This is a genomic window from Falsihalocynthiibacter arcticus, assembly GCF_000812665.2.
GTDB lineage: Bacteria > Pseudomonadota > Alphaproteobacteria > Rhodobacterales > Rhodobacteraceae > Falsihalocynthiibacter > Falsihalocynthiibacter arcticus.
In genome coordinates this window covers 3,835,430-3,861,369 of sequence record NZ_CP014327.1, presented here as the reverse complement: position 1 = coordinate 3,861,369, position 25,940 = coordinate 3,835,430, and the positions used below count along the sequence as shown (strand labels likewise).

The window sequence follows — 25,940 nt, the reverse complement described above, 5'->3', positions numbered from 1 at the left end:
TTTAGTTTTGATCTTGAGCGGGGTGAACGGACGACGGTTGGGCGGCTACCCGATCGTCGTCAGTCCTTTTCGGGTTGGGGGGTGCAAGCGTTCCCCCCTCCCGAAAAGAGAAGGGCAGGGGAGGGAGTTGTACTAACCCAAGGCCCTGCAATGCGTGTAAAAGCGATTGGGCGGCCTGACGCCCCATGGCTTCGGGGGATGTTTCAATTGTGGTCAATGGCGCTTCAAGCAGCCGCCCGACCTCAATCCCGTCAAAACCAATAATAGAGAGATCCTGCGGTACCTTCCATTCCAAGTCGCGGGCCGCTTTTTGTACGGCGATGGCCAGAAAGTCATTGGATGCAAACAGCGCCGTAATATCACGGTAACGGGCAAGAATGGCTGCCAACTGTTCGGGATGACGCGCTTCAACTTCGCTGATTTCGATCAATGTTGGATCAGCCAGTCCACTTGCCCGACACTGCGCATGAAAACCAGCATAGCGATTACGAGAACGATCAGAGGTTGAGAAGCGCAGGGCCAAAAAGCCGACACGTCGATGGCCTAAGGCCGCAAAACGGCGTGCAACTTCACATGCGGCGACAAAGTTATCGACATAGGCAGTGACCAACCCGTCAAGCGGATCATGGAACATCAAAGACACAGGGATGCCGCGCTGCTTTGCTTGTAGCAATGCGGTGCTGCGGTCCGGTGCCACCATCGTAGCAATGATTCCGTCAACATTGTTTTCCAACAGTGTACTGATTGAAGTGTTATCCGCCGCATCGTCGTAGTTAGAGCATGAGATTAGTATTTGGTAACCAGAGCCCAAAAGTTCAGCCTGCACGCCTTGCACAGCTTCGGCAAACACCGGGTTTGCCAAAGAGGGCACCAGACAACCAATAGTCATTGACCTGCGGCTTTGAAGGGCCCGTCCTGCTGCGTTGAAACAAAAGCCCAGATCACTCGCTGCGCGTTCAACCCGCTCGCGCATTTTGGTGCTTGCGGGACCTGATTTGTTCAAAACTCGACTGGCGGTTGCGATCCCGCAACCCGCAACCCGTGCAACGTCTTTGATTGTGGCTGGTGGAGTTTGGGGCATGTCATCATTCATTTGGAAACGTTTCCAGATGAATATCTGAGATTCGTAACAGGAGTGTGACGCGGGCTCCTAAAGTCTCAGTGGCGATGGTTTGGATCGCGTCATCGCTGAACGGAGCACACCGACGACGATCGTTTAATACCGATCTAAGTCAGATTGGATCGACTGTGTTCGCCTTTCCAATTCAGGGCGGCTGAATTCTCAGGCAAAAATGAAAGTATCACTATCTTCGAACAAGTCTATTTTCTTGATAGGCTCTGAAATTGGTTCATTCAGAAAAACCGGTTTTTCAAAGTCAAAACTCCGCAATAATCTGAAAAGCATCTTTCTCCGCAGCGTCACCTCTTCAACTCGCCAATGTGTGCTCATCATTTTTGCTCCTCTGTTGTAAACATAATGAGTCGCAGGGAAAAGCTAAGTTCTGGTTATTGTGTTTTTTGAAGTTGTTTCAAACTCGAATGAATTTATGCAGTCTTAAAAGTGCTTAATTTGACTATCACCCCCGTCTGGCCTTGCCTGTGACTAATTCATTGTACCAGAAACCGGAGAATTGCTTTAAGGGGCGCTTTTCGGCTTCTGGGAACCAGGGCCAATTTCAATAGAGGACTGGCCAAATCCTCAAATCGGCGCACTGTGCGCTTAGCCCAGTCAGGTCCCAAATACCTTGAAGGGCCGAAACCGAAACGAAAAGATCCTGCGCTTTGGTGTGACGAGTCTGGCTAATTTATGTGCCTGATCCGCTCGTTCTTGTCGTCCAATTTTTATGTAATGAGCGGTATCGATTGACCCATCGGCGCGGCGTTTGATCTGTGGTGTCTCATATTGTTGCATGACCGGAACTCCTCGATTGCGATGAAATCAATAGAAACGAAGGACCACATCATTGCTTGAAGGCCAGCTTTAGAATTCCTTGTCATTTCGATTATTCGGCCTGGTTTGCATTTAAAGTTCTTGAGTATTGCCGCCAAAAGGCGGTTCAATGCTCCATGGCATACAGGTTTTCAAATTGCGTAATCGACCCTGAAAAATATCTATTTCTTCGGGATGGATTGGCCATTCATCTTGAGCCGCAAGTTTTTGATTTATTGTTGGCACTTGTCGAAAAGCGGGGACGGTTGGTAACAAAAGATGAACTCGTCGAAACCGTTTGGCGGGGGTTGAGTGTGTCCGACGCGACGATAAGCGCGCGCATCAATGCATCGCGGAAGGCTGTTGGTGACACTGGCCAAGTACAGGCGATCGTTAAAACAGTCCACGGCAGAGGTTTTAAGTTGAATGTTGAAGTGCAAGAAAGCGAAGACACTTCTGCACATGCAATTGAGATCAACCATACTGATACACAGAACATCCATTTTACACGATCATCACTTGGCGCAAAGATCGCCTTTTCGAAAAGTGGCGACGGGCCTCCGCTGGTCAGGGTTGCGCATTGGCTCTCTCACTTGGAACTCGACTGGCATAGTCCTGTCTGGAGACCACTGATTGAAGCTCTCGAAAGTAAATACACGCTTTTCCGCTACGACCAAAGAGGCACTGGCCTCTCTTCTCGTGACCTTGATGGCGCGGATCTCGATGTCTTTGTTGACGACTTAGAGGCGGTAGCCGATGCCAGAAAATTGGATCGTTTCCCGATATTTGCGGCGTCACAAGCTGTTCCCGTCGCCATCCGCTTTACCCAAAAATATCCAGAGCGTGTCACCGGATTGGTCTTGTATGGCGGATACGCAAAAGGGCGTGCCCTGCGCGAGGCGGCGCAGGGAGACATTGATGAAGACACCATTCTGGGGTTGATCAGAGCGGGTTGGGGCAAGGCAGACAGTCCGTTTGTAAACGCCTTTTCAACACTGTTTATGCCAGATGCCACACCCGAGCAGTTGGACGGATTTGTAAAAATGCAAACCGAAACGATATCCTCAGAGAATGCAGCCCAGTTGAGAAAAATAATTGACCGGTTTGATGTCTCGGAAATATTGGAGACCGTGTGCACCCCAACCTTGGTCCTCCATGCTATTTCAGACGCGGTACAGCCGGTTGAACAAGGCCGTATTCTCGCAAGTGAAATCCCTGAGGCAAAATATGTTTCGCTGGAAAGTAGAAATCATATCCCTCTCCCTCAAGAGGATACCTGGGCCCAGATGATGCATGAAGTCCAGTTGTTCCTACGCAGTCTGCAGTCCTGATCAAGTCTCATTCAGAACACAAAGATACCACCGTGAGGCGGAGAAGACGCTTAAGCATGTACTGCTGTTGACGGCTTGACGGCCATACGGAAAACACCCAACGAGGTTCGCCCTTCGATGGCATCGACGGCGGGGGGAGGGTTGCACTAAAATCTCGGGATGCGATAGCGAGCGCCCTCCAAGGAGTAGTTGAAACCTGCCGCCTCCATACCTCAACCGAACTTCACTATTGAAAGCATGGTCGTTGTCTGTCGTGATCTTGAACTTTTGGGTTGGGCAATATCGCGGCAACAGATTCCTCTGTGCAGGTGGCTTAATCAAAACCTTGCCCAATTATTGTATGATGCCCGATGCCCGGCACTTATGTGATGTTACTCATAGGTCAAATCTTCATTTGTCCTGGAAAAATTCTATTTCATCTCGTGAAGAGCTTCGGCTGCTTTTATTCGAATAAGTAAAATTCTTACCGACCGAAGGCCTTTCGGTATTTGGTCTATTTCTAAGACTTCCAGTCCAATTATAACAATCCTTATCAGAGGCTTACGTGGTGCTCTGGCACCCTCTGGCGGGGCAGGGCGCTTGGATCCGGCGAACAGAACTGCAAGACGGTTCTAATGAGCTTTGAAGCGGCCTGCCAATGGCATTCAAACCAATGATCTTTCTTTAGCAAGAAGAACCATTTCGCTCCCAAATAAATAAACAATGGAATGAACATGTTTTATAAAAGCGCGCGTGTCCAAATTTCTTGGGCGTTGTACCGGCGTGTCATCGAATGCGATCTCTCGCCCCCCAGTTTTCGCGTCCTGATCGGTATGCTATTGTATCATGATTACACTGGCGATTGGCAGGCGGATCATATCGTTGTCCCAGAGAAAGCAAGGGCATTTCTCGTGCTCTCGGAATTTCGGCACTATGTTGGCTTAGCTGGTAACAAGGATGCGCGGACTTTCAAAAAAGTTGTTCGGGAGTTGAAACAATCGGACTTGTTCGAGGACATTCAGCTGAGTGGTGACTCCAGGGTTATCGAATGGGTGCTTGCACCGAATGTTTTCATTGATCAGATTGATCGAGAATTCTATGTGCTTTTGATGTTGAGCGAAGTTGCTGAATGCTCAACACCTCTTGAATACCAGATCCTTTGCGAGTTGTCGCGGATTCATCAGCAACGGGTTCCGCAATTTGATACCTCCTATTTGAGGGCCATCCCGTATGCAGAGAATGCTGTGGAATGGAAGGAACTTCGACGGCAGTTGGTACGAATTCTGGGCAAATGGGGTCAAAGAAAAAACGTAGGTTTTGTTGTGGGTTTACTGAGGCCAACTCCAAATTTGCGTGTTGCAGGGATTGTCATTCGCGCTTGGAGCGAGACTACAATGTGGAGCACCAAAACGCTCTATCGGTTTCCTCCGAATTCCCAAATTGTTCGTTTTTACAATGGGAAGGCCAAAAGCGTTAAGCCAGAATTTGTGAATAGGGTAGTGCAAAAACAGACTTCTACATCGCGGCCTCTTCGGTGACTGCCGATCCAGTGGTTGCTACCGGCTGGAGGCCTCCCTGACCACCGCCGACGCAACCGACTTCTCGAAGTCCTCCTCCACGAGGCGTTTGTTACGGAGGTGAACAAGCATAGAGGAATGATGTCATTTCACGGCACGATCCTTGTTATAGACAAGGTTTCCATCCTCATCGAGGCCTATAAACCACCAGTCGCGATGACGGTCAGCTTTCAGTGTGACTGCTTGCCATTTGCGGTCTCTACAGGTCGCTGCAACACTTTAATCTTTTTGGAAAGATGGAGTGTTATTATGAAGTATTGCACACGGACGTTTTATAATGACAAACAGAAGCCCGAGATGTGGGATCGGTGGCAGCGAGGCGATTCAATGAGCTCGATTGGCCGTCACTTCAATCGTGCGTCTTCGTCGATTTTCCCTCATTTGGCACGAACCGGTGGGATCCGTCCCGCTGATCGTACGCGGTCACGATGTGCTTTGAGCCTCATTGAATGGGATGAGATTTCCCGTGGGCTCCTGCATGTAGGGGAGGCCATTGGTCGAGAATGGGGGATTCATAGTCCAGTCTCAGATATTCACCCAGCACGATTACCAGTGTGGCAAATAGGGCGAATGTGAGCGTAAATTCACCAATAAGTTTTTTATTTTAAACTTAAATCTTGACCTTGAAATTCTGGGTAATTATTTGTTCTTGATATACAAATTTCTTTATTAACAACTGCTTCGATTAATGCTTTAGCAAGAAAGCCGCCCTTTCGGTCACGTTTGGGAAATGACGTTCTCCGCTAATCTTTCGTGCAAATAAATTTGATAAGTTCGCGCGTCTTTCGGCGGCGACGGCATGGGAGTGCATATGAGCGAAACGACCTTTTCTGTATCATCGGGATTTGCCCAACGGTTGCGTGGCATGGGGGCTTCGCTGTCCTTTAGCTCGTATCAGTCGGGCATTCTGTATTTCGTTGGCCTGAAAAAGGACGGTGGCCTGAATATTCACCAGTCGCATTTGCCAAAACCGATGGGGCTGTGCCTTGACGATCAGGGCGCTTTGACCCTCACCAGCGCCTATCAGATCATGCGGTTCGAGAATGTGTTGGATGCGGGCGAGCAAATTAACAAATATTTTGATGCCTGCTATGTGCCGCGTTTGGTGCATGTGACCGGTAATTTGGACGCCCATGATGTGGGCGTTGATACCGAGGGACGGGCGGTTTTTGTCAACACGCGGTTCAACTGTTTGGCGCGTCCTTCGATGCGGCAAAGCTTTGAGGAAGTGTGGCGGCCGCCGTTCATCTCGGCTTTGGTCGACGAAGATCGCTGTCACTTGAATGGCTTGGCGATGGAAGGCGGCGCGCCGCGGTATGTGAGCGCCGTGAGCAAATCCGACACCATTGACGGCTGGCGAGATCGTCGCGCCGATGGCGGCATCGTGATGGATGTGACCACGGGCGAGGTGGTCTGCGAAGGGTTGTCGATGCCGCATTCTCCACGGATGCATAACGGCGACCTTTGGGTGCTGAATTCTGGCACCGGCGAGTTGGGCGTTGTTGATATCAAGAGCGGTACGTTTGAGCCGCGCGTCTTTTGCCCCGGATTTTTGCGGGGGCTGCGCTTCCACGGCAATCTGGCAATCGTGGGCCTTTCTAAGCCGCGCTATAAGCGGTTTGAGGGGCTCGCGCTGGATGAAAAACTCCGCGCGGCGGACAGTGAGCCGTGGTGCGGGCTGCAAGTGATCGACCTGAATACAGGGGCTTGTGTTGATTGGCTTCGCATTGATGGGGCCGTCAGCGAGCTTTACGATCTTGAAATACTTCCTGGAGTGACCTGCCCAATGGCGCTTGCTCCGACGTCGCCAGAGGCGGCCAATCTGATCACATATTCCAAGACAAAAATTTAAATCAAAAAAAATATCGAGTAAGGATACCACCCAATGCGCACTTCCGATTTCAACAAGCCAACGCCTGCCTATCATCACCTTAAACACCCCGGCGGCCGCCTCACCAAGATCGGTGGCCAAGCTGTGAGTTTGGCACCGCAATTGGGTCAAGCCTTTGCCAGCTTGGGCGCGTCCGTGTCGCGCATTGCTTTGGGCGCTGCGCTCGCAGTGATTGGGGGCGCGAGTGCAAGCTTTGCGGACTGTGTCGATGGTCCCCCCATTCCGGGGACATGGGTTTGTAGCGGAGACACGACGACCTTACAGTTTCTCACGTCCGCTATAGGTTATGGTTTAGACGTTAGCACCACGTCAGATTTCGAAATTACAACGACATCTGGAGACGCGTTAACTCTGAGTGCTGCCAACAACGCAACCGGCCTAACATTTGCCGACGAACACAGTTCGACTATCACGGGGGAAAGTGACGGTATTGATGCACGCCACTATGGTTCTGGCGCGCTCTCAATCACCACGACCGGCCAAGTGACGGGCAACAATGATAACGGAATTCGGGCACGGAATTTTGGCACGGCGTTGACGATCAATGCTGTCGATGTCAGTGGCTATAACGCGGGGATTCGTGCTTTAAACAATGGCACCGAGGCCTTGTCGATTACGACAACGGGCACTGTGGCAAGCGAAAACGGCGTTGGGATTTATGCCGTGAATACCGACGCAGATTTGACGATCAATGCTTTCGATGTCAGTGGTTATTCCGCTGGGATTCATGCTGTAAACTATGGCACGGATCTGACGATCAATGCTGCAGTTGTCAGCGGGGGTGAAAATGGGATTTTAGCCGAAAACGAAGGCATAGGGGCGCTGTCGATCACGACAACAGGCACTGTGACGGGTACTAATGGTAACGGAATCAATGCTTTAAACGAAGGCGCGGACCTGACGATCAAAGCGGCAGATATTTCTGGCGCCACGAACGGGATTATCGCTACAAACTATGGTACTGGCGCGCTGTCGATTACCACAACGGGTGCTGTGACGGGTATCACTGGTGTCGGAATTTCCGCCATCAACCGTGGCGCGAGCCTGACGATCAACGCTGCAACTGTCAACGGCGATAGCTCCGGGGTTGTCGCCCACAATAGGCGCACTGGCACTGCGCTATCGATCACGACAACGGGCACTGTGACGGGTACTAATGCAGACGGGATCAATGCCATCACCTATGGCGCGGACCTGACGATCAATGCTGCAACTGTCGACGGCTATAACACCGGGATTCTCGCCCAAAATAAGAAAACTGGCGGCACGATGTCGATCACGACAACGGGCACTGTGACGGGTACTAATGGTAACGGAATCAATGCTTTTAACGAAGGCGAGGATCTCACAATCGACGCAGAAGACGTTCGCGGCGGTTCCTCCGGAAACGGAATCCTTGCCTTTAACCGTAACGGATCTCTGAAGATCGACGCTGGAGCCGTCGTCGGCTCCAGCGGAATTTTCGCCACCAACCTTGGCACAGGGGCGCTGTCGATCACGACAACAGGCACTGTTACGGGTACTAATGGTAACGGAATCAATGCTTTAAACGAAGGCACGAATCTTACGATCATAGCGGCAGATATTTCTGGCGGCACGAACGGAATTTATGCTCAAAATGACGGCACAGATCTGACAATCGAGGCCGTACGCGTTAACGGGTTTTACCACGGGATTCGGGCCGTGAACTCTGGCGACGGCGCGTTGTCGATTACGAGCACGAGTAATGTGGGGACCGTTATGTATGACGGAATTTATGCTCAAAATGACGGTACGGATCTTACGATCGACGCCGTAAATGTTTTCGGGGGAGACTTCGGAAGCGGAATACGTGCCACCAACCATAACGGAGCACTGGAGATCGACGCTGAAAACGTCTACGGCGGTACTTTCGGGATTAACGCTGTCAACTCGGGCGATGGCGCGTTGTCGATCACGTCCGCGCGCTCTGTGTCGAGCGGTGAGCATGACGGAATTTATGCTCTAAATGAAGGCACGGATATTATGATCGACGTAGAAGCCGTTAGCGGCGGTTATGTCGGAAACGGAATCCGTGCCATCAACAGAAACGGAGCTCTGAAGATCGACGCTGGAGCCGTCGACGGCTCCAGCGGGATTTACGCTACAAACTCTGGTACTGGCGCGCTGTCGATTACCACAACGGGTGCTGTGACGGGTTTCACTGGTGGCGGGATTTCTGCCAAAAACGGGGGGATGGCGCGCTTTCGATCATGACAACCGGCACTGTGACGGGTACAAATGATGACGGGATTTATGCTGAAAACTATGGCACGGACTTAACAATCCAAGCTGCAGCGGTCAGTGGCGGTAACTCTGGAATTTCTGCCGGCAACATTGGCAGTGGCGCGATGTCGATCACTGCAACGGGCGATGTGGTCGGCACAAACGATGACGGAATTCGGGCGTGGAACCTCGGTACGGATCTGACGATCACTGCGGTGGCTGTTCGCGGCGGGGAAAACGGAATTCGTGCAATAAACGGCGATGGCGGTTACTATCCCGGTCCGTTACTCCTTACCGATCACGCAGAATATGTTAGCACCGTTGATGCGCTCACGGTGACAACCACAGGCGATGTGGTAGGTGAGACTGGAGACGGGATCACGGCGCAGAATTCTGGTACCGACCTAACGATCTCTGCGGCGAATGTTTCTGGCGCTAACAACGGAATTTATGCCCGGAACTATGGCACTGGCGCTTTGTCGGTGACGTCTTCGGGCGCAGCGACTGGCACCAGTACAGACGGAATCTACGCCTATAACTCCTCCGCAGGTACGGGTTTGACGGTTGCTGCAGCGTCAGCGAGCGGTGGACGGTATGGCGTTCGTGCGAACAACTATGGCAGTGGTGCCGTCTCGGTGGCGGCAACAGGTAATGTGTCGGGAACCAGCGAAGACGGGATTGCAGCAACAAACAATGCCGCAGGAACCGATCTAACGGTTGTGGCCACGAATGTGAGCGGCCTTGAATATGGCGTTTACGCCGTCAACTATGGTACTGGGGCCGTCTCGGTGACGACAATTGGCAATGTCTCGGGCACCAATGATGATGGGGTTTATGCCTATAACGCCTCTACGGGCACGGATGTAACCGTTGTCGCGACAGGCGCAAGCGGCGGCGAATTTGGCGTGCTTGCGACTAACCTTGGCAGTGGCACAACGGATGTAACTATGAATGGCATCGTGAGAGGCGGCACAGAAGCCGCGCTGCAAGCCACATCCCTCGCAGGCACCTTGACGCGGATCACCCTGAATGACGGCGCGGATCTGAGTTCTGCGACGGGCACTGCGCTGGTGAACAACGAGAGTGACTCGATCACGACGTTCAACACCGGATCAAGCGTGACCGGCGTTGTTACATTGGCGGATGGTTCGGATGAAGTGGTTTTGGCGGGCGGCGATATTTCTGGCATCACGTCTTTGGACGGTGGTGATGACAGCAGTGCCGTGGACGGATTTGTCGATACGTTGCGCGTGACAGGACTGGGATATGCGCTGTCCGACAGCACGCTGTTGAACTGGGAAGTTCTTGCGGTGGACGGCGGAAGCGCCAGCTTTAGCGATGCGGCCTTTGCGATTGGCGATGGCCAAGCGGGAACCGGTGTTTCGGTTCTCAATGGCGGTCGCTTGAGTACGGGCGCGGCCTTTACGCTGAACGCGCCCTTGAGCACGGCTTCGGGCGGTATTTTTGATGCCTCTGGTGCTGGAAACGGAGCTGTTACCATTAACGGCAACGTAACCAACGATGGTGTCCTAACATCGCAAGACGGTGTTGCTGGGGATGTGATCACGATAGCTGGAGATTACACCGGATCGGGTGTCATTGGGCTGGATGCCGTGCTGAATGATGATGCTTCCGCATCTGATTTACTCGAAGTGCAAGGCAATACCTCTGGCTCGAGTATTCTTTCGATTGCGAATGCAGGCGGTGGTGGCAATGTCACCTCGCTTGGGATCGAAGTGATCTCTGTTGCGGGCACTTCTGCGGGAGCGTTCAGTCTTGATGGCGACTATGTAACAACAGGGGGAGAACAGGCAGTCGTCGCGGGTGCTTATGCCTATACGTTGGTTGAAGCTGACGGCGGCAGTTGGCGTTTACAGTCAAGTGCAACCGATCCCGTTGATCCGACCGATCCCGTTGATCCGACCGATCCGACTGACCCAACCGATCCGACTGACCCAACCGATCCAACCGATCCAACCGATCCGATCGGTCCTCGCTATCAACCGGGGTCGCCTGTTTATGAGGATTACGCGAAGTCCCTTTTGGAGTTGAACGGTACTGGCTCGATGCGCCAACGGGGCAGCTCGCAAGACTATCTGCAACGCGCAGCGGCAGCCGATTCCGCTCCGGTTCAGCGGATCAGTTCGTCCGCACAGCTCACACCGTCGCCCTTCTGGATCCAAATGGGCTATGACAGCGTAAAAACAGCCCCGAAAACCAGCACAACGAGCGCGACCAGCGATAGTAATATCTGGGAGTTGCATGCGGGTGCGGACGCCATCTTCAACGAAGGGGATACTGGATTTCTTGTGGGCGGGTTGGTCCTCAACTACGCCACAAGTGACACGAAAGTCGCGTCCGAGTTTGGGAATGGCTCCATCGATAGCACCGCCATGGGCGTCACATTGGCCGCAACGTGGTATGATTATCGCGGGTTCTACGTTGACGGGCAGCTCAAATTCTCCCGTTACGAGAGCGATCTTACCTCCGCCAGCCTTGGGTCTTTGATCCAAAGCAACAACGGTACAGGCCAAGCCTTGTCCTTGGAAATTGGCCAAGAATACACGGTTGATTCAGGGCTGACCTTCATCCCACAGGCGCAATTGACCAAGTCGAAGATCGACTACGATGCCTTCACGGGCCCCAGCAGCGAATACGTGAACCTCACGGATGCTGAAAGCCTGGTGCTGCGTCTTGGGGTTGAGGTCGATCAATTCAAACCCTCCGAAAACGGCGAGCAACGCCTCTATGGGATCGCCAACCTATACCATGAGTTTGATGGTGCAAACTCGGTGGATGTGTCCGGTGTTACCCTCGCCAATGCGAGCGAAGACTGGGCCGCAGAAATCGGTATTGGTGGCAGCTACATGTGGGACGATACATACTCCATTTACGGGGAAGCGTCTTATGCCACAGGCTTGGAAAATATCGGCGACTCCCAGAAGATCAGCGCAAATCTTGGCCTTAGAATGGAGTTCTAAGGCAAGCGCTTATGATGAACGGATGAGCGATCAACGCTCATCCGAATTGGCCCAGATGAATTATGAAATAAAGCCAGTGGCTGGGCCCTGAACTATAACCGAAGAGAATATGATATTTCGTTCGGTTGTCGAAGCATGCGCAGCGCTGTTCTCTTCTCCATCTTTGCACCGGCTGATTCATTCTGTTTTCTGATCATAAGGACGCAAGACTATGCGCAAGTTTAACGTTAAGATCATAGCTTTTGGTATCATTCTGGCGACGGGTTACGCGGCCCATACATGGTTGCGGCCACCCTTTTGGGAGACAGATAAACCACTTGTGGCAGGATCGGCGCCAATCAAACTATTGGATGATCTCGACACGGATAATCTTAGTAGCGGTTGGAAAGAACGGGTGTTCTTTCGGATCACGCCCACCCAGTATCAAATGACCGAAGAAGACGGCGCGCCTGCGTTACGATGCACGACACACAGCAGCGCTTCGATCCTCGCACGGGACACAGATATTGCACTGAGTGATCTGCCGATCCTGTCTTGGCAGTGGAAAGTGACATTGCCGATCAAAAGTACTGTCGACGAAGATCTGGAAGATGGCGATGATCATCCGCTCCGCTTCTATCTGCAGTTCTCAAATGAAGCGGGGGAAGCAAAAAGCGCCGAGATCATTTGGAGTAACCGGATATTTGCCCCAGGTGACTATAAAATCATCGGAACCTTCCATCATTTAGTTGCCAATGGTTTGGATGAAAATGTCGGGGTTTGGCACGACCAAAGCGTGGACCTGCGTAAGCTCTACAGGGACATCGGCGGCACGGGGACACCACGGCTACAGGTTCTGGGTTTCTTTTGTGACAGTGACAACACCGGCGCGAACAGCGACGGGTTTTTCCGCGAGATCGTCTTGTCTTTTGCGGAATAGCTTATGACCCACACACCGAATATTAGAGAAATTGAGTTTTCCATCTCGCATATCTTAGGTTTCTTGACCCAGCTAAAGAATGCTTGCCGCCTTTCTTAGCACATGACCGCAGTGAATGTACGATTTTCGCCCTTAGTCTTGAATGACACGAACGGCCCAAAGCATGCGTAATTGGGCTACCCTCTGTTCAGAGGTCGAGCTCCCGATAAGATCACAGGATGACTGTGAGCAAGGGAGATGAGAAATGGAATATTTTGCCGGAATAGACGTATCGCTGCGATTCTGTGCGGTTTGCATTGTTGATGGCAAGGGAACCGTGCTGCTTGAGCGCGAGCTGCCATGCGAAGTCAGCGACATCGCTGAGTGCCTTGGAACGCTTCCCCATCCGATTGAGCGAGTCGGCTTTGAAGCGGGCACGATGAGCCAGCACCTTTTCTATGGCCTGAAGGCAGAAGGCTTTGATGTCGTCTGCATGGAGGCGCGTCAGGCCAATGCAGCGCTGTCGGCAATGCGGAACAAAACAGACAAGAATGATGCGCGTGGCATCGCTCAAGTACTGCGCACTGGTTGGTTCAATCCAGTTCATATGAAGAGCCGAGCGGCGCAAGGTGTGCGTGCGTTGCTCAGCACACGCAAGGCATTGCTGAAGAAAACGATGGATTTGGCAAACGAAGTCCGTGGGCTGCTGAAGATCTTCGGCATTCGTCTGCCCATGACCGTAAAGCACGGCAGCTTTGACGGCGTCGTCAGACCGTTGATTGAGATGGATGACGTTCTGACCCATGCATTGGTGCCGCTTTTGGATGCACGTGTGGTTTTGTATCAGCACTTTCTGGAACTGGACCGGCGAGTCAAACGCGCCGCCAGCCATGATGAAGTTTGCATGCGAATGATGACCATTCCTGGTGTCGAACCAATAGCATCATTGACTTTCAAAGCCGCTGTCGATGATCCTACGCGCTTCAAACGGTCACGGACTGTAGGCGCGCATTTTGGGCTGACACCGCGACGATACCAGTCAGGAGAACACGACAATCCCGGTCGTATATCGAAAGCGGGAGACAGAGACGTCCGCGCAACTTTGTACGCCGCGGCCAACGCTTTGCTTATGAGAACGATGGCTGGACCACAGATCAAATCTTGGGGCATGCGGTTGATGCGCACCAAGGGTCGTCGTCGCGCCGTTGTCGCGTAAGCCGGGAAAACGATCCCCCGGATCCTTTTCTGATCCGGCATACCCTGCAGACTCGCCGCCTTGCTCCACAGGATGTGGATTGATGGCACGGAATTCCGTCAGGACGGTGGGAGGCACGGCATGATCTAAAGCGCCAACCACCCAATCCTAACGGGGTCGTCCCTCACCGGACGAGGTCTGTGCCTTCTTAGGCATGTAAACATGCCCTGTCAGGTAATAGAAGAAGCCGGAAATGGCTACTGCGCAACGTGAAGCGCGTCTCAAAGCAAGGCTATCCACTACCGATCGGACATATGCGTGCAGCGGTGCCAAAACGGCATCAACCAGACTGCGAAGAGGAGCGTGACCCGGATGAGTGACAATGACCCAAAAGAAAGAAGGAAAATGAGCTTGACCAAAACACCCAATTAGAGAAGCTGCCATTGACCACGACTTCCTATTGCTGCCCTGCAACCCGTCGAAGCGGCCATTGGTGATTGGTGCAGCATTCTTGTCGGTGAAACCTCGGTGTGCGGACAAACCGACTTTTGACCGAGAGTGATCCAATGCCCACTTAGCCTCATGGAGGAACACCCTAAGATCACCGTGTTTCGAACAGTGTGTCTAAGATTGGGCAATCAGGCACATCGCCTTGGCTGCACTCTGCTGCCATTCGAACAAGGGCTTTCTCTAATTTCCGCAGCCCTTTGATCTTTTCGCGCACTGACGCCAAGTGCCCAACGGTCAATCCATGCACTTCACCACATGTGAAATCTTGCCGGTCCACCATTTCCAGCAATTGGCGGATTTCATCAATGCTGAACCCAAGTTCGCGGGACGTTTTGATAAAGGACAGCCGCTTGAGCTGGTCGTGGTTGTATTGGCGATTGCCACCTGCCGTGCGATCCGGCTTCGGCATGATGTCGATGCGTTCATAGTAGCGGATTGTTTCAATATTCACGCCGGTTCTCTTGGACATTTCGCCAATTGGATACCCTCGCGCATTCGTGAAGTCGGACATCGAAAAAACCCCTTGTTTCTGTAGTGGCTACAGACCGCATCTTACATGAAGAAACCTGAATTGCGAGGGCCTGCATGACTGACACCATAGACGCTGACCTAAACCAGAGCGACCCTGACAGCCGTAAGGCGCGCATGATAGCTGCGGGCGGCATTCTTGGCGCTCTTGCCGCTTCTACGTGCTGCATTGTTCCGTTGATCCTGTTCAGTCTTGGTATATCCGGTGCATGGATCGGCAATCTGACTGCGCTTGAACCGTACAAACCAATCTTCATTGTGACCACGCTGGGGTTTCTCGGCTACGGCTACTGGATGGTTTACCGCAAGCCCAAAGCCTGTGCCGAGGGTGACACCTGTGCCCGCCCACTTCCCAACCGGTTGGTGAAATCCGCGCTGTGGGCATCAACATTTCTTATCGTGATCGCGCTGTTCTGGAATTGGATCGCGCCGGTCGTTGCTCCCATTCTTCTTGGTCTTTGAAAGGACATACAATGAAACTCCACACTTCCGTTTTGGCCCTGCTTGGTTTTATGGCCGCCAGCCCTATCTTTGCGGCTGAGCAAACAGTGACATTCTCTGTTCCTGGTATGACCTGCGCAAGCTGCCCCTTTATCGTTGAATCTGCGATGGGCGCCGTACAGGGCGTTAATTCAGTGAGCGCAGATTCTGACACGCGCACAGCATTTGTCGTCTTTGATGATGCCATGACCAGTGCAGATGATATCGCACGCGCCTCTACGTCTGCGGGTTATGAGGCTGAGCTTGTACCCAACGACAGTAATTCGTGAGCGCAAATGAAAGACAAACTACTTAAAATGGGCATCGTCGGCACGCTTATTGCAGCGCTGTGCTGCTTCACTCCCATTTTGGTGGTGCTTTTCGGCGTCGTGGGCCTTTCCGCTGTTGTCGGTTATCTCGACTACGTTCTGTTGCCCGCCCTTGCCATATTCGTGCTGATCACGATTTACGCGATCCTCCGCCGTGCGCGAAAAATCTGAACCTGAAAGTCCAAACATCATGCCTGATTTACTGAACCCAAATGGGGTTGATACCGATACATTTGACCTCGCTGTCATTGGGGCTGGCTCGGCTGGCTTTTCCGCAGCCATCACCGCTGCCGAGGACGGAGCGCGGGTTGCTCTCATCGGCTACGGAACCATCGGTGGCACTTGCGTCAACGTCGGATGCGTCCCCTCCAAAGCGATGATCCGTGCGGTCGAAACACTTCACTCAGCCAAAGGTGCCGCCCGCTTTGACGGCGTGGAGGCCACGGCAAGAGTGACGGATTGGGCGGCAATGGTGGCCCAAAAACAAGCCTTGGTGGATGATCTGCGCGTCGCAAAATACGTTGATGTTCTGCCAAACTATGAGAGCATTACATACATCGAAGGTCAGGCAAGCTTCGCGAAAGATGGTTCCTTACACGTTGGCGGTCGTACCATTTGCGCGCCAAAAGTCATCATCGCAACGGGTTCCTCCCCGCATGTTCCAGATATACTCGGACTGGACGGTATCGATTGGCTGGACAGCACTTCGGCCCTTGAACAGGAGCAACTTCCAAAATCGCTAATGGTGATGGGGGGCGGGTATATTGGCGTTGAGCTTGCTCAGATCTTCGCCCGAGCTGGTGTCGCAGTGACCATCGTCACGCGTCGCGGTTTGCTGCCAGAGGCGGAACCCGAAGTCAGCGCGGCCCTGACGAAAGCTTTTGCCGATGAGGGCATCAAGGTGTTGGACGGATTGTCATATGATAGATTTGAAAAGTCGGACGAGACTGTCATCCTTCACGCCAAACACAATGGCGTCGCCGTCGAGATCAAAGCCGAAAAGCTGATGTTGGCGACAGGTCGTGTCCCAAATACGGGTTCTTTGGCACTTGATGTCGCTGGCATTGATACAAATGCACGTGGCGGAATTGTGATTGACCTTCAAATGCGCAGCACGCGGGACGGCGTTTATGCCACAGGCGATGTGACTGGGACCGATCAATTCGTCTATATGGCCGCTTATGGCGCAAAGCTCGCGGCCAAAAACGCGATGAACGGAAACACCCTGAGCTATGACAATAGCGTCATGCCTGCTGTTGTTTTCTCTGACCCACAGGTGGCCAGTGTCGGTCTGACCGAGGCGCAGGCCAAGACATTGGGATATGAGGTGGTCACATCTGTTTTAGGGTTGGAGCATGTACCCCGCGCTTTGGCTGCGCGTGACACACGCGGACTCATCAAGTTGATTGCGGAGAAGGACAGTAAAAAGCTCCTTGGAGCGCACATCATTGCCCCAGAAGGCGCAGATAGCATTCAGACGGCCGCCATGGCCCTCAAAATGGGCATGACCTACGACGATCTGGGCGCTATGATCTTTCCCTACCTCACAACCGTCGAGGGGTTAAAACTGGCCGCGCAGACATTCGAAAAGGATGTCGCAAAGCTATCCTGTTGTGCGGGGTAGCATATTCACCATCCAAACATTAAATTGTTTCATCTTCGCGTTAGCAGACAGTGGCAGCGACGCGGAAAAGCTAAGCTATGGGCTCACTGCCGCTGTTAGCAGCGTTTGCGCATCGAAAAAACTGGGTCGCAGCCCCGAGCGTCCTCTTTCTTCAGGTGCCCAATTTAGTTTGCGAACGCAGCGAAGGTCCGTAATCCGCCCTTGGAAATAAATGCTGCATATGAAAATACACTCATTAAATGTAGACCACCAAATAATCAAAGTGCTTCTACATGGCCATCGCTATATCGTTCACGTCAACACTATTGAAAAGAAGGAGCCGATTGGATGAGCAATGAGCAGGCAGATATTCTTGCCCGGGCACAGGAGCGCGGCTCCCATGGTCGCCAACAAGACGAGGGGGTGCTTGTCATCCGGACCATTGCCATGCCTGCCGACACCAATCCATCGGGAGACATATTCGGCGGCTGGTTAATGTCGCAGATGGACCTTGCCGCCGGAAACATGGCCGGCCGAGTATCTCAAGGACGAGGAGCAACTGTCGCCGTAGAGGGGATGCAATTCTTGCGCCCTGTCAAAGTAGGTGATGAAGTAACCCTCTATGCAGCCCTCAGGAAAGTGGGTCGTACATCCATGTGTATTCACGTCGATGTCTGGGCAAGGGGCCGGCTTGGTAAAGCCGCCGAAAAGGTAACAAGCGCCGATTTTGTCTTTGTTGCTATAGACGAAAGTGGTGTGCCGCGCCAAATAATGGAGAGTCACTCGGCGTAATGCTCTGTTGCTCGACCTTAGCGACAAATGGTGCGTGTAAAAATGGTGTCTGACAGTTTCAAGATTTTGTAGCTGTCAGCCAACGTATTGCGAGCGTCGGCGAACTGCTATTCACTGCCGCCCTTGCTCATCATCTCGAGTAAGCGCCGCTTCACGGCCACCCGCGCACGATCAGCTTTGCCCCACTGCTCGGTGATTTTGCCATTCTCGACGCGGAACAGGTCGAAGAACGCGGTCGGAGAGCCATCAATCGTGCCTTCCGATGCGGCAAAAACGAAGTTGCCTTCAGCCATGACCATATGCGTCCTTGAATATGCCATCGCTTGCCCAGCTTCGGCCATTGCCGCAAGGGCCACATTCAATCCCTCAAGACCGTCACCGACCATCGGGTTATGTTGAAGATAAGTCTCAGTGGAGACGTAAACTGTGATCCGATCCGGCGCGCCACCTTGCAGGATATCCGCGATAAATCTTTCGACCAATGCCTTGTTTTCAGTCGTTAAATCTTGGTTCTCGATCACGGTCGAACCATCGGTCATTGACCGTCCTGAGACCGTTTCTGCGGGTAGTGCCTGAAGATTGTCCCAGTGTTCGACAACCTGACCGTCCTGCACACGGAAGACGTCGAACGCGACGAGTGTTTCTGCCCCGAATGCCTGTGCGTTCTCATAGGTATTGTGCAGAACGACAAAGTCGCCTTCGCTAATGACTCGGTGTGTCGTGGGGCTTATTCCACTGTCTTTCAGCGCAGGAATAAATCCAAGGATCGGCGCGGCTCCTGTTGGAACTGGCACGTTATGCGGCACGCTGTTCAGCTGAATAATAGATACTGCGACGATACTTCATTCAAAACACTCCATCTCTTCCTAAAGATTAAAGTGTTGCGTCCACCAGTTGAGACCACCGCCCTTTAAGCCGAAATGTGCGTTGTTCTGCATTTTTCAATAAGGGCTTACCGTCGACCTTCGCCGCGCTTGCACCCGAAATCAACGTCAAACCGGAAGGCGAGCGGCGGCAACGCGAACTCAGCTTCCGTTCGACGTTCCTGCCCTAAGGAGGGTAATACGGCCCGAAGCGGACCTGCTGCGCCCTCAGCCCTGAACTTGGACTAACTCACATAGAGTAACAAACGGGCCTTGGCTCCGGACGAGACCGGCGCTGGCGATGCGGGATGCCGCCTCTGTGAATTCTGGCACAATAAGGTTTCAGCACCGGGCGACACGCGTGCTAAGAACGAGACTGGTAGACATGTGGGAGAGACGTATGAGGATTGCAGTGATGGGCGCAGGCGCGCTCGGAGGTTACTTTGGAGCACGTCTGGCGGCAGCAGGGCACGAAGTTGTCTTGATCGCAAGGGGGGCGCATTTGACGGCGATCCAGGAGCGAGGCCTGAAAATTCTGAGCCCGTGCGGGGACTTACATCTGTCTGAGATCGCGGCAACCGACGATCCCCGTTCAGTTGGACCGGTCGACGTGGTTTTGTTCATGGTCAAGAACTATGACGTTGAAAGCGGGGCGCAAGCTATTGCTCCAATGCTTAAGTCTGACACGATGGTTGTGACTTGTCAGAATGGTGTCAGCGCCCATGATCGGCTTGGCGCAATCATCGGCATGAAGCACGTGGTGCCAGGCGTGGCGCGCATCCCAGCCGACATTCCCGAACCCGGCGTCATCAACCATTCGGCAATGTGGGACACGCTCTCATTTGGCGAGCTGGATGGCCGGGTCACCCCGCGCGTTGCGGCCCTTCGTGATGCGATCATTGAGGCGGGCGCGACAGCCGTGATCCCGGACAATATTCTGCACGACTTGTGGGTAAAATTCATCTCTCAGGCGATGCTGGCCAGCATCACGACCCTGACGCGGCTTGATATGGGGCCGCTTCGGGACAATCCAGACAGCCGCGCGTTGTTCCTTGCTGGGATGGCAGAAACCAATCGGGTCGGTAGGGCGGTGGTGCCGGACTTGCCCGAGGGCCTTGTCGAGCAAACTTGGAAAACTATCTCAACTTTGCCGGACACGATGCATGCCTCAATGCTCGACGACTTAAGAGCCGGCAAGCGGCTGGAGGTTGACTACTTGAGCGGGGACGTGGTGCGTCTGGGCCGCCAATACGGTGTTCCGACGCCGATCCATGAGATGTTCTGGTCGGCGCTCCAGCCATTTAAATATGGATCTCCCTGATAATTTCTGGTGGTTTCCACATAATCGTGTAACCGATGCAAAAGCAAACCTGTGTTGGTTCGGGGGAGGGATGGAGGCGGTAGATTTCAACTACTCCTTGAAGGGCACTCGCTATCGCATCCCGAGATTTTAGTGCGCCCTTATGGCCGGCTCAATAAGACGTGGCGGTTTTCGACCACCTCGGTTGATTCTTTTATGAGCCTTCACCATGTGCGTCACGCTGTTGCGTCCAAACGGCGGTTTTATTCGGTCGTCCATAATTAAATCGGGGAGGGACGGCACCTCCGAACATTAGAACCAGACAAGCGAATAGGTAAATACGGTGAATTAGGCGTATCGGCCTCTATCAGGGCAGGGCAATTAGCGTTTGCCTTAGCTGGCCAAATACGCAATTTCATCCTCTTTTGACAAATTTAGTCATCAAGATCATCATCACCCGGAGTGGTGTTCAGGTAAATTCGCCCTATCGCTTTAACGAACGGGATATTCAAAAAGATGACTATGCCAGCGGCAATGAGAAGTCTGATGAAAATACTTAATGGCAGGGGATCAGTTTCATCAGCATACAGAGCAATGATGACGGTGATCACCAAAAACCATATGGTCAATTTTCGCAGATTACGGAATATGAGCAGATTTAGGATATTCGACACCTTGCATCTTTAAGTGTTCTGACATTGCGCCAGCTATTATCCGGAGCCTGAGATCATCCGCAAGGCTAAATTGCATTCGGGTTCTGTATCGTCCGAACCATGACGATACGTGTGCCCTGGACGTCAAAAAAAGGATCAAGGATGTACTTGCCTTCTACGCAGAACCGGATGGTCTGGATTTATTGCAAGAAGGGAACCAGGGGCATCCGCGGCATTTACGGTTGCGTAGGTCTTTCGAGAAAAAAAGTCACTTTTAACCGAGTCTCTTCAGCACTCGAACACACTGTTTAGAGATAGATCTTGGGAAAACAGGACTTGCCCCGATTTAGTTCCGGTCTCTTTCGAGCAATGTTTACTATGAAGGAGATTGAGAATGGCAACGAGATACACAGGCGCGTCAGAGGGCCGGAGCGATCACGCACATCAGTTCGAACGAATGTTATGTTTTGCCTACGGCTCGGATGTTTTTAGATGTACTAATGCCTGCATCGCCTTGATAGAAAGTTTGCCCAAATGAGACAGCCACCCCTTGATGCCCAAGCCCGCCGCGACGTGAAGCCAGTTATTTGCTATCCAGTGGAAAGCCTGCCGGTACCGGATATGAAACGATACCGGAATGCGCGCACGGGGATGGAACTAAAGGAGCGCATCGTTGTACCGCCTCGGGACGCTTGTACCTACAATGTGCCTGCAGGACATTTTTTCCGAATTATCTGCGAAGGCGGGTCACAGGTAGGAGATTTGAACCTGTGGAATGCGAACGATCTAACGGAGAAGTTCTACTCAGGGAAAACCCGTGCGTTGCATGGGACGCATATTACGACGGGTGAGCGAATGTGGTCGAGTTTTCCATATCTGCGCCCGATGGCAACTGTGACTGATGACACATTGGATTGGTACGGGATCGATGCGTTCGGCGGATCAGTACACGATGTAATCGGTACGCGATGCGATCCCTATACGGGACAATTGCTGTCGGGCCATGACTATCATCATTGCTGTCACTCGAACCTGACGCGTGCATTGGCCGATCACTGCGGCTTGCCTCTATCGGAGGCAGAGACACATGTGCACGACGTTTTAAACGTCTTTATGTGTACGGGGTTTTCCCGCGATTCTGGCCAATATTTCATGAAGGCAAGCCCGGTACGGCCGGGAGATTACATTGAGTTTTTCGCAGAGATTGATCTATTGGGGGCTTTGTCGGCCTGTCCTGGTGGTGATTGCTCCTCAGAGCATTCCAGCGACACAGCCGCCTGCTATCCCTTGGTCGTCGAAGTTTATTCTCCCGAGGATGGGGCTCTGGGCGATTGGAAAAGCCCCGCATTCAATGCTTATTCGCGCAGCCATGGACGTTAGAAAAAGCAATTATAGCGGCCTGGAGATGGTCGCCTCGACGTCATTCATTGTTGTTCTCGTGCCGTCACTGATCGTCCGGATACCTGTCTCCGGTAAGTCGTGATAGAAAAAGCTCCGCCTACGAATTTTTTGGTTACCCGAGGGGGTCATTGCCGTTGTGGTAACAATGGTTTGCCGCATTGGGTAACCTCGGCGGAATGTGCACAAGACCAAAGGGGTTTGGCTCAAAAGCCACCATGCAACTGGTTCTGATGGGGCTGCGACCGTGGCCTTGATCTGCCGTTCGTTGCTATCTCAACTGGTATCTGCTTGGTTCACTCCACGGGCGTACCAAATACTACGATCGCAGCACCAATTATTGCCATCGTTGTAAATAATGCGGCTTTCCAAGTATCGCCGCGCTTGGCTGTTGCGATTGCTGCAATGCTGGACTGGATTGCATAGTAGGCTGCAAAAGCCCGCGATGCATAGCTGATGATTTCAAATATATTTGCGGTCCAAGTGATTAATATCCCAAATCCCACAAGTAGGGCGTAAGCGAGCTTTTCGGAGATTTTTCCCTTTGATACTTCAGTAAGAAGCCCACCTGACCCGCTTGTGTCAGCAATGGCCGCGCTGAACTGAGCACTGAGGGCTGCAGCGACAAGCAGCAGAGGTAAGATAGGCGCCACGATCTGCATCAGATCAATGATCGCGGTTTCGTCCAGAGAGAGGGTGTCTGCTTCGAAAGTATAGGTTAAGAAAATGATATAAATGATGTAGATGGCCGTGGAAATCCACTGTGCCAGCTTCATCGACCGGATGCGCATCTTGGCGTCATATGTCACTCCAAGGTATCTTGACGTCTCGAAGCCTTGCACGGTCACAATCAATCCAGCCATAAGCGTTATCGCGGCCCAGCCTGTGGTTTTTGGTGGATCGAAATGGAGCGTTTCAGTTTGCACTGCTTCGCCGAAGTGCACCGCAAGGCCAAACACCAGGCCTGCGATAATCGCGAGCTTGAGGCCGACAGAAACCTGTTCCATTAGCTCAAGCGCTTTAAAGCCTCGCATCCAGCCGATAGTAAGGATCAGCATGAAAATTGCAGTAGTGAGCATGTTCGCATGAAAATTGTCGTTGAGTGCCGTCAAGCTCACCCCGAACGAGCCAAACAAGTTCAAATAGTAGGAAACTGACACAAAATACGCGAAAGCCAATACCGCAGAAGAGGCTAACTCTAACCGTTCAAACAAGGGTGAAAACTTAGGACCATCGGCAATAAGAGCTATATTGAACCGAATTGCACTTCCGAAAAGATAAGCAATCGCGCATAAAGCCAGCATGATAAATGGGGCATAACCACCGTAGTTTACGTCAAGAATTGGACCTAAAACGAGGAACCCACTTCCGATGATAGAAGCCAGAGGCGTGATTGTTGCACGCCACAACGTGGCATTGGCCAAACGGGGCCAGATCAATAATGCGCCCGCAAGCACAACAACTGTTAGGATTAAAGCGTTTAACATGGTGAAGCCTTAGGTAGATCGCGCGGGGGCATCGTTTGGTCCATTCCGGACATGCAGGCCTTGGGGGAAGTCGCAGCATTTGTCATTCTGGGCTGCCTAAGTGCCCACCGCTTTCGCCGATCGTAAACTTCTTATAACGAAGTGCGTACATTTATCGGACCAACCCGATATATCAGCGGTTGTACTATCATAACTGGGGTTAAGCACGGCTTCCCTTTGTGCTCCGTTAATCATGCTGCGCAACAGGGCGGCCCCTTCGTAAAGATCAATAACATCAAGGGGGTAGGCGACTGAAATAAGCGCAACAAAGCGTTGATCAAACGCGTGGGCAACCTTATGAATTGACGATAGATAATTGTCGCGAAACTCAGGGAATTGGGCCTGTTCTGCGAAAACTGCACGCGCCTTCAGGACGCCATCGTTGCTGAGCACAAGGTGCGAATAGGCGTGAGATAGCGCCAAAATTGCACTTTCTGGTGTTGTCGCGTCGAGCGGGGTGTCAAGGTAGGCGATACTCGTTTGGATGGCGTCGTCCGCGACCAGTCGAAATAAGTCCGCTTTGTTTGATACCGTCTTGTAAATCGTGCGGGTCGACATTCCAGCTTTGCGCGCTACGGCTTCGATACTTGTGCCCGCGTAACCTTCGCTGAGAAACACGTCACCTGCAGCCTTGATCAAAAGCGTACGCGTTTCTTGTTGCGTGCGCAGAGACGGGCGGCCGCGCAGCCGTTTTTCTGGGGTCGTTTCGTGTTCAGTCATGTTGGCTCCTCTCGGGCACTTTATAAAAACATAAATTTTCTTAAATCAAGAGTGGTTCGTCGCGAACCTTCTAAAAACGCCTGCCGCCTTTGTGAATAAGGTGTTTTGGTGTTGACTTGTCTGCATTGTTGAATTTAGAAAAGGGTAGTTTTCCAAAATTAGTCAAAATTGAGGTCGCCCAATGAAACTGAACAAAACCGTGGCTATCGCAGTGATCGCCGTTGCTGCAACGGCAGGCTATCTGGTTTGGACTGTGAGCCAACCCGCAACCTATCTTGTACAGGGTGAAGTGGAAGCCACACGCATTGATTTATCGGCGATGATCTCGGCGCGTGTTTCCGAAACGCCTGTTAATGTTGGGGATCGTGTGAGTGCCGGAGATGTTGTCGTACGGATGGAAAGCGCGACATTGGATGCACAACTTGCCGCAGTACAAGCAGCACTTGAGGTCGCGCGGGCCAATCGCGATCTAACGTATTCCACGCGCCCAGAGACAATTTCCGCCGCACAAGCACAGTTGGAATCAGCACGTTCCAACGTGACGTTGTCGCAAAGCAACTTTGACCGGATCAATAAGTTACGAACCGGTTCAGTTGTATCGCAGGCGGGGCTTGATCAGGCGGCCAATAATCTGACCGCTGCAATTCAAGCGCAAGTCGCCGCACAGGCCAGCTTCGATCAGGCGCGCAATGGTGCGAGTCCAGAACAAAAGGCCGTAGCTGACGCGCAAGTTAAACAGGCTGAGGCATCTGTTTTACAGACCAAAGCCAGCGTGGATGAAATGACAGTCGCTTCTCCCATTGACGGTGAAGTGACGACACGCACCTCAGAGCAGGGCAAGCTGTTTAGTGCGGGCGCGCCACTTGTTTCGATCGTGGATGTGGATCACGCTTGGTTTACATTTAATTTGAGAGAAGATTTTCTGGAAGGACTGGAGATTGGCCAACCGTTGCAAGTTCGTATTCCTGCTTTGGGCGATGACACCGATTTGTTTGATGCAACGATTTCATCGATCAACGTTCTTGGGAGTTACGCAAACTGGCGCGCGACTAAGGCCACTGGCGATTTTGATTTACGGACCTTTTCTGTACGGGCAGATCCAGTTGCGGCTGTCGCAGGATTGCGCCCTGGGATGAGCGTTTTGGTGGATTGGCCCGCCACTGCGCGTAGCGGCCAATAATCCTGTGGCCCCCTCGCATCTTCCCCCCGGTT

Annotated in this window: 20 protein-coding genes and 1 pseudogene; 16 read left to right on the top strand and 5 right to left on the bottom strand. The window is 52.4% G+C overall.

Annotation, left to right across the window (positions count from 1 at the left end):
• Position 1 precedes the first annotated feature (1 nt).
• Complete coding sequence (locus RC74_RS18975; RefSeq protein ID WP_236939981.1) at positions 2 to 1,093, bottom strand: LacI family DNA-binding transcriptional regulator; 1,092 nt, start codon at positions 1,091 to 1,093, stop codon at positions 2 to 4.
• 875 nt (positions 1,094 to 1,968) lie between these two features.
• Here RC74_RS18975 and RC74_RS18965 point away from each other — a divergent pair.
• The 8 genes and pseudogenes from RC74_RS18965 to RC74_RS18935 all read left to right on the top strand — a co-directional run bounded on the left by RC74_RS18965 (position 1,969) and on the right by RC74_RS18935 (position 14,047).
• Positions 1,969 to 3,261, top strand: a complete 1,293-nt coding sequence (locus tag RC74_RS18965; RefSeq protein WP_156477523.1) for an alpha/beta hydrolase — start codon at positions 1,969 to 1,971, stop codon at positions 3,259 to 3,261.
• Between the two features lie 713 nt (positions 3,262 to 3,974).
• Complete coding sequence (locus RC74_RS18960) at positions 3,975 to 4,778, top strand: hypothetical protein (protein WP_039001576.1); 804 nt, start codon at positions 3,975 to 3,977, stop codon at positions 4,776 to 4,778.
• A gap of 288 nt (positions 4,779 to 5,066) precedes the next feature.
• A pseudogene (locus RC74_RS23895) lies at positions 5,067 to 5,294 on the top strand (IS30 family transposase); the annotation flags it as partial.
• 334 nt (positions 5,295 to 5,628) lie between these two features.
• Positions 5,629 to 6,669 carry a TIGR03032 family protein gene (locus RC74_RS18955; RefSeq protein ID WP_082802365.1) on the top strand — a complete coding sequence of 347 codons (1,041 nt, stop codon included), beginning with the start codon at positions 5,629 to 5,631 and terminating at the stop codon, positions 6,667 to 6,669.
• Positions 6,670 to 6,702: 33 nt separating this feature from the next.
• Positions 6,703 to 8,943 (top strand): beta strand repeat-containing protein, encoded by a 2,241-nt coding sequence (locus RC74_RS18950; RefSeq protein ID WP_062628361.1) that lies wholly within the window; start codon positions 6,703 to 6,705, stop codon positions 8,941 to 8,943.
• Positions 8,940 to 11,933, top strand: a complete 2,994-nt coding sequence (locus RC74_RS18945; protein ID WP_062628360.1) for an autotransporter family protein — start codon at positions 8,940 to 8,942, stop codon at positions 11,931 to 11,933. Before RC74_RS18950 ends, RC74_RS18945 begins: the two co-directional genes overlap by 4 nt.
• A 211-nt stretch (positions 11,934 to 12,144) precedes the next feature.
• Positions 12,145 to 12,852 carry a DUF3047 domain-containing protein gene (locus tag RC74_RS18940; protein WP_039003451.1) on the top strand — a complete coding sequence of 236 codons (708 nt, stop codon included), beginning with the start codon at positions 12,145 to 12,147 and terminating at the stop codon, positions 12,850 to 12,852.
• A 244-nt stretch (positions 12,853 to 13,096) separates the two neighbouring features.
• Positions 13,097 to 14,047, top strand: coding sequence for an IS110 family RNA-guided transposase (locus RC74_RS18935; protein WP_236939980.1), 951 nt, complete (start codon positions 13,097 to 13,099; stop codon positions 14,045 to 14,047).
• A 580-nt stretch (positions 14,048 to 14,627) separates the two neighbouring features.
• On the opposite strand, the gene RC74_RS18930 is transcribed toward RC74_RS18935, so the two are convergent.
• Positions 14,628 to 15,047, bottom strand: a complete 420-nt coding sequence (locus RC74_RS18930) for a MerR family transcriptional regulator (protein ID WP_039003452.1) — start codon at positions 15,045 to 15,047, stop codon at positions 14,628 to 14,630.
• A gap of 74 nt (positions 15,048 to 15,121) precedes the next feature.
• On the opposite strand from RC74_RS18930, the gene RC74_RS18925 reads away from it, so the two are divergent.
• The 5 genes from RC74_RS18925 (at position 15,122) to RC74_RS18905 (ending at position 18,268) form a co-directional block, all read left to right on the top strand.
• Complete coding sequence (locus RC74_RS18925) at positions 15,122 to 15,526, top strand: mercuric transporter MerT family protein (protein WP_039003453.1); 405 nt, start codon at positions 15,122 to 15,124, stop codon at positions 15,524 to 15,526.
• A gap of 11 nt (positions 15,527 to 15,537) precedes the next feature.
• Entirely contained in the window at positions 15,538 to 15,834 is a 297-nt protein-coding gene (locus RC74_RS18920) for a heavy-metal-associated domain-containing protein (protein ID WP_039003454.1), read from the top strand.
• 6 nt (positions 15,835 to 15,840) lie between these two features.
• Complete coding sequence (merF, locus tag RC74_RS18915; protein ID WP_062628359.1) at positions 15,841 to 16,044, top strand: mercury resistance system transport protein MerF; 204 nt, start codon at positions 15,841 to 15,843, stop codon at positions 16,042 to 16,044.
• Positions 16,045 to 16,063: 19 nt separating this feature from the next.
• Positions 16,064 to 17,497: a mercury(II) reductase gene (gene merA, locus RC74_RS18910; protein ID WP_039003479.1), complete on the top strand. Its 1,434-nt coding sequence runs from the start codon at positions 16,064 to 16,066 to the stop codon at positions 17,495 to 17,497.
• Positions 17,498 to 17,824: 327 nt separating this feature from the next.
• Positions 17,825 to 18,268, top strand: coding sequence for an acyl-CoA thioesterase (locus RC74_RS18905; RefSeq protein WP_039003455.1), 444 nt, complete (start codon positions 17,825 to 17,827; stop codon positions 18,266 to 18,268).
• Positions 18,269 to 18,375: 107 nt separating this feature from the next.
• Here RC74_RS18905 and RC74_RS18900 read toward each other — a convergent pair whose 3' ends face one another.
• Positions 18,376 to 19,062: a nuclear transport factor 2 family protein gene (locus tag RC74_RS18900; RefSeq protein ID WP_236939979.1), complete on the bottom strand. Its 687-nt coding sequence runs from the start codon at positions 19,060 to 19,062 to the stop codon at positions 18,376 to 18,378.
• 469 nt (positions 19,063 to 19,531) lie between these two features.
• On the opposite strand from RC74_RS18900, the gene RC74_RS18895 reads away from it, so the two are divergent.
• Together RC74_RS18895 and RC74_RS18885 are read left to right on the top strand one after the other, a co-directional pair.
• The gene (locus RC74_RS18895; RefSeq protein ID WP_039003456.1) at positions 19,532 to 20,452 is read left to right on the top strand and encodes a ketopantoate reductase family protein; all 921 of its coding nucleotides are present in this window, start codon (positions 19,532 to 19,534) and stop codon (positions 20,450 to 20,452) included.
• A gap of 1,166 nt (positions 20,453 to 21,618) precedes the next feature.
• Positions 21,619 to 22,464 carry an urea carboxylase-associated family protein gene (locus RC74_RS18885; protein ID WP_039003457.1) on the top strand — a complete coding sequence of 282 codons (846 nt, stop codon included), beginning with the start codon at positions 21,619 to 21,621 and terminating at the stop codon, positions 22,462 to 22,464.
• Positions 22,465 to 22,778: 314 nt separating this feature from the next.
• Here RC74_RS18885 and RC74_RS18880 read toward each other — a convergent pair whose 3' ends face one another.
• Together RC74_RS18880 and RC74_RS18875 are read right to left on the bottom strand one after the other, a co-directional pair.
• On the bottom strand, positions 22,779 to 23,969 hold the full coding sequence (locus tag RC74_RS18880) for a hypothetical protein (RefSeq protein WP_039003458.1): 1,191 nt from the start codon (positions 23,967 to 23,969) through the stop codon (positions 22,779 to 22,781).
• 96 nt (positions 23,970 to 24,065) lie between these two features.
• Positions 24,066 to 24,728: a TetR/AcrR family transcriptional regulator gene (locus tag RC74_RS18875; RefSeq protein WP_052274970.1), complete on the bottom strand. Its 663-nt coding sequence runs from the start codon at positions 24,726 to 24,728 to the stop codon at positions 24,066 to 24,068.
• A gap of 181 nt (positions 24,729 to 24,909) precedes the next feature.
• On the opposite strand from RC74_RS18875, the gene RC74_RS18870 reads away from it, so the two are divergent.
• Positions 24,910 to 25,908, top strand: coding sequence for an HlyD family secretion protein (locus tag RC74_RS18870; RefSeq protein ID WP_039003459.1), 999 nt, complete (start codon positions 24,910 to 24,912; stop codon positions 25,906 to 25,908).
• The last annotated feature ends 32 nt before the right edge of the window (positions 25,909 to 25,940 follow it).

Coding starts and splice junctions, on each gene's coding strand:
- RC74_RS18975 (WP_236939981.1), bottom strand. CDS start 1,093: ATGAATGATGACATGCCCCAAACTCCACCAGCCACAATCAAAGACGTT.
- RC74_RS18960 (WP_039001576.1), top strand. CDS start 3,975: ATGTTTTATAAAAGCGCGCGTGTCCAAATTTCTTGGGCGTTGTACCGG.
- RC74_RS18955 (WP_082802365.1), top strand. CDS start 5,629: ATGAGCGAAACGACCTTTTCTGTATCATCGGGATTTGCCCAACGGTTG.
- RC74_RS18950 (WP_062628361.1), top strand. CDS start 6,703: ATGCGCACTTCCGATTTCAACAAGCCAACGCCTGCCTATCATCACCTT.
- RC74_RS18945 (WP_062628360.1), top strand. CDS start 8,940: ATGACAACCGGCACTGTGACGGGTACAAATGATGACGGGATTTATGCT.
- RC74_RS18940 (WP_039003451.1), top strand. CDS start 12,145: ATGCGCAAGTTTAACGTTAAGATCATAGCTTTTGGTATCATTCTGGCG.
- RC74_RS18935 (WP_236939980.1), top strand. CDS start 13,097: ATGGAATATTTTGCCGGAATAGACGTATCGCTGCGATTCTGTGCGGTT.
- RC74_RS18930 (WP_039003452.1), bottom strand. CDS start 15,047: ATGTCCGACTTCACGAATGCGCGAGGGTATCCAATTGGCGAAATGTCC.
- RC74_RS18925 (WP_039003453.1), top strand. CDS start 15,122: ATGACTGACACCATAGACGCTGACCTAAACCAGAGCGACCCTGACAGC.
- RC74_RS18920 (WP_039003454.1), top strand. CDS start 15,538: ATGAAACTCCACACTTCCGTTTTGGCCCTGCTTGGTTTTATGGCCGCC.
- merF (WP_062628359.1), top strand. CDS start 15,841: ATGAAAGACAAACTACTTAAAATGGGCATCGTCGGCACGCTTATTGCA.
- merA (WP_039003479.1), top strand. CDS start 16,064: ATGCCTGATTTACTGAACCCAAATGGGGTTGATACCGATACATTTGAC.
- RC74_RS18905 (WP_039003455.1), top strand. CDS start 17,825: ATGAGCAATGAGCAGGCAGATATTCTTGCCCGGGCACAGGAGCGCGGC.
- RC74_RS18895 (WP_039003456.1), top strand. CDS start 19,532: ATGAGGATTGCAGTGATGGGCGCAGGCGCGCTCGGAGGTTACTTTGGA.
- RC74_RS18885 (WP_039003457.1), top strand. CDS start 21,619: ATGAGACAGCCACCCCTTGATGCCCAAGCCCGCCGCGACGTGAAGCCA.
- RC74_RS18880 (WP_039003458.1), bottom strand. CDS start 23,969: ATGTTAAACGCTTTAATCCTAACAGTTGTTGTGCTTGCGGGCGCATTA.
- RC74_RS18875 (WP_052274970.1), bottom strand. CDS start 24,728: ATGACTGAACACGAAACGACCCCAGAAAAACGGCTGCGCGGCCGCCCG.
- RC74_RS18870 (WP_039003459.1), top strand. CDS start 24,910: ATGAAACTGAACAAAACCGTGGCTATCGCAGTGATCGCCGTTGCTGCA.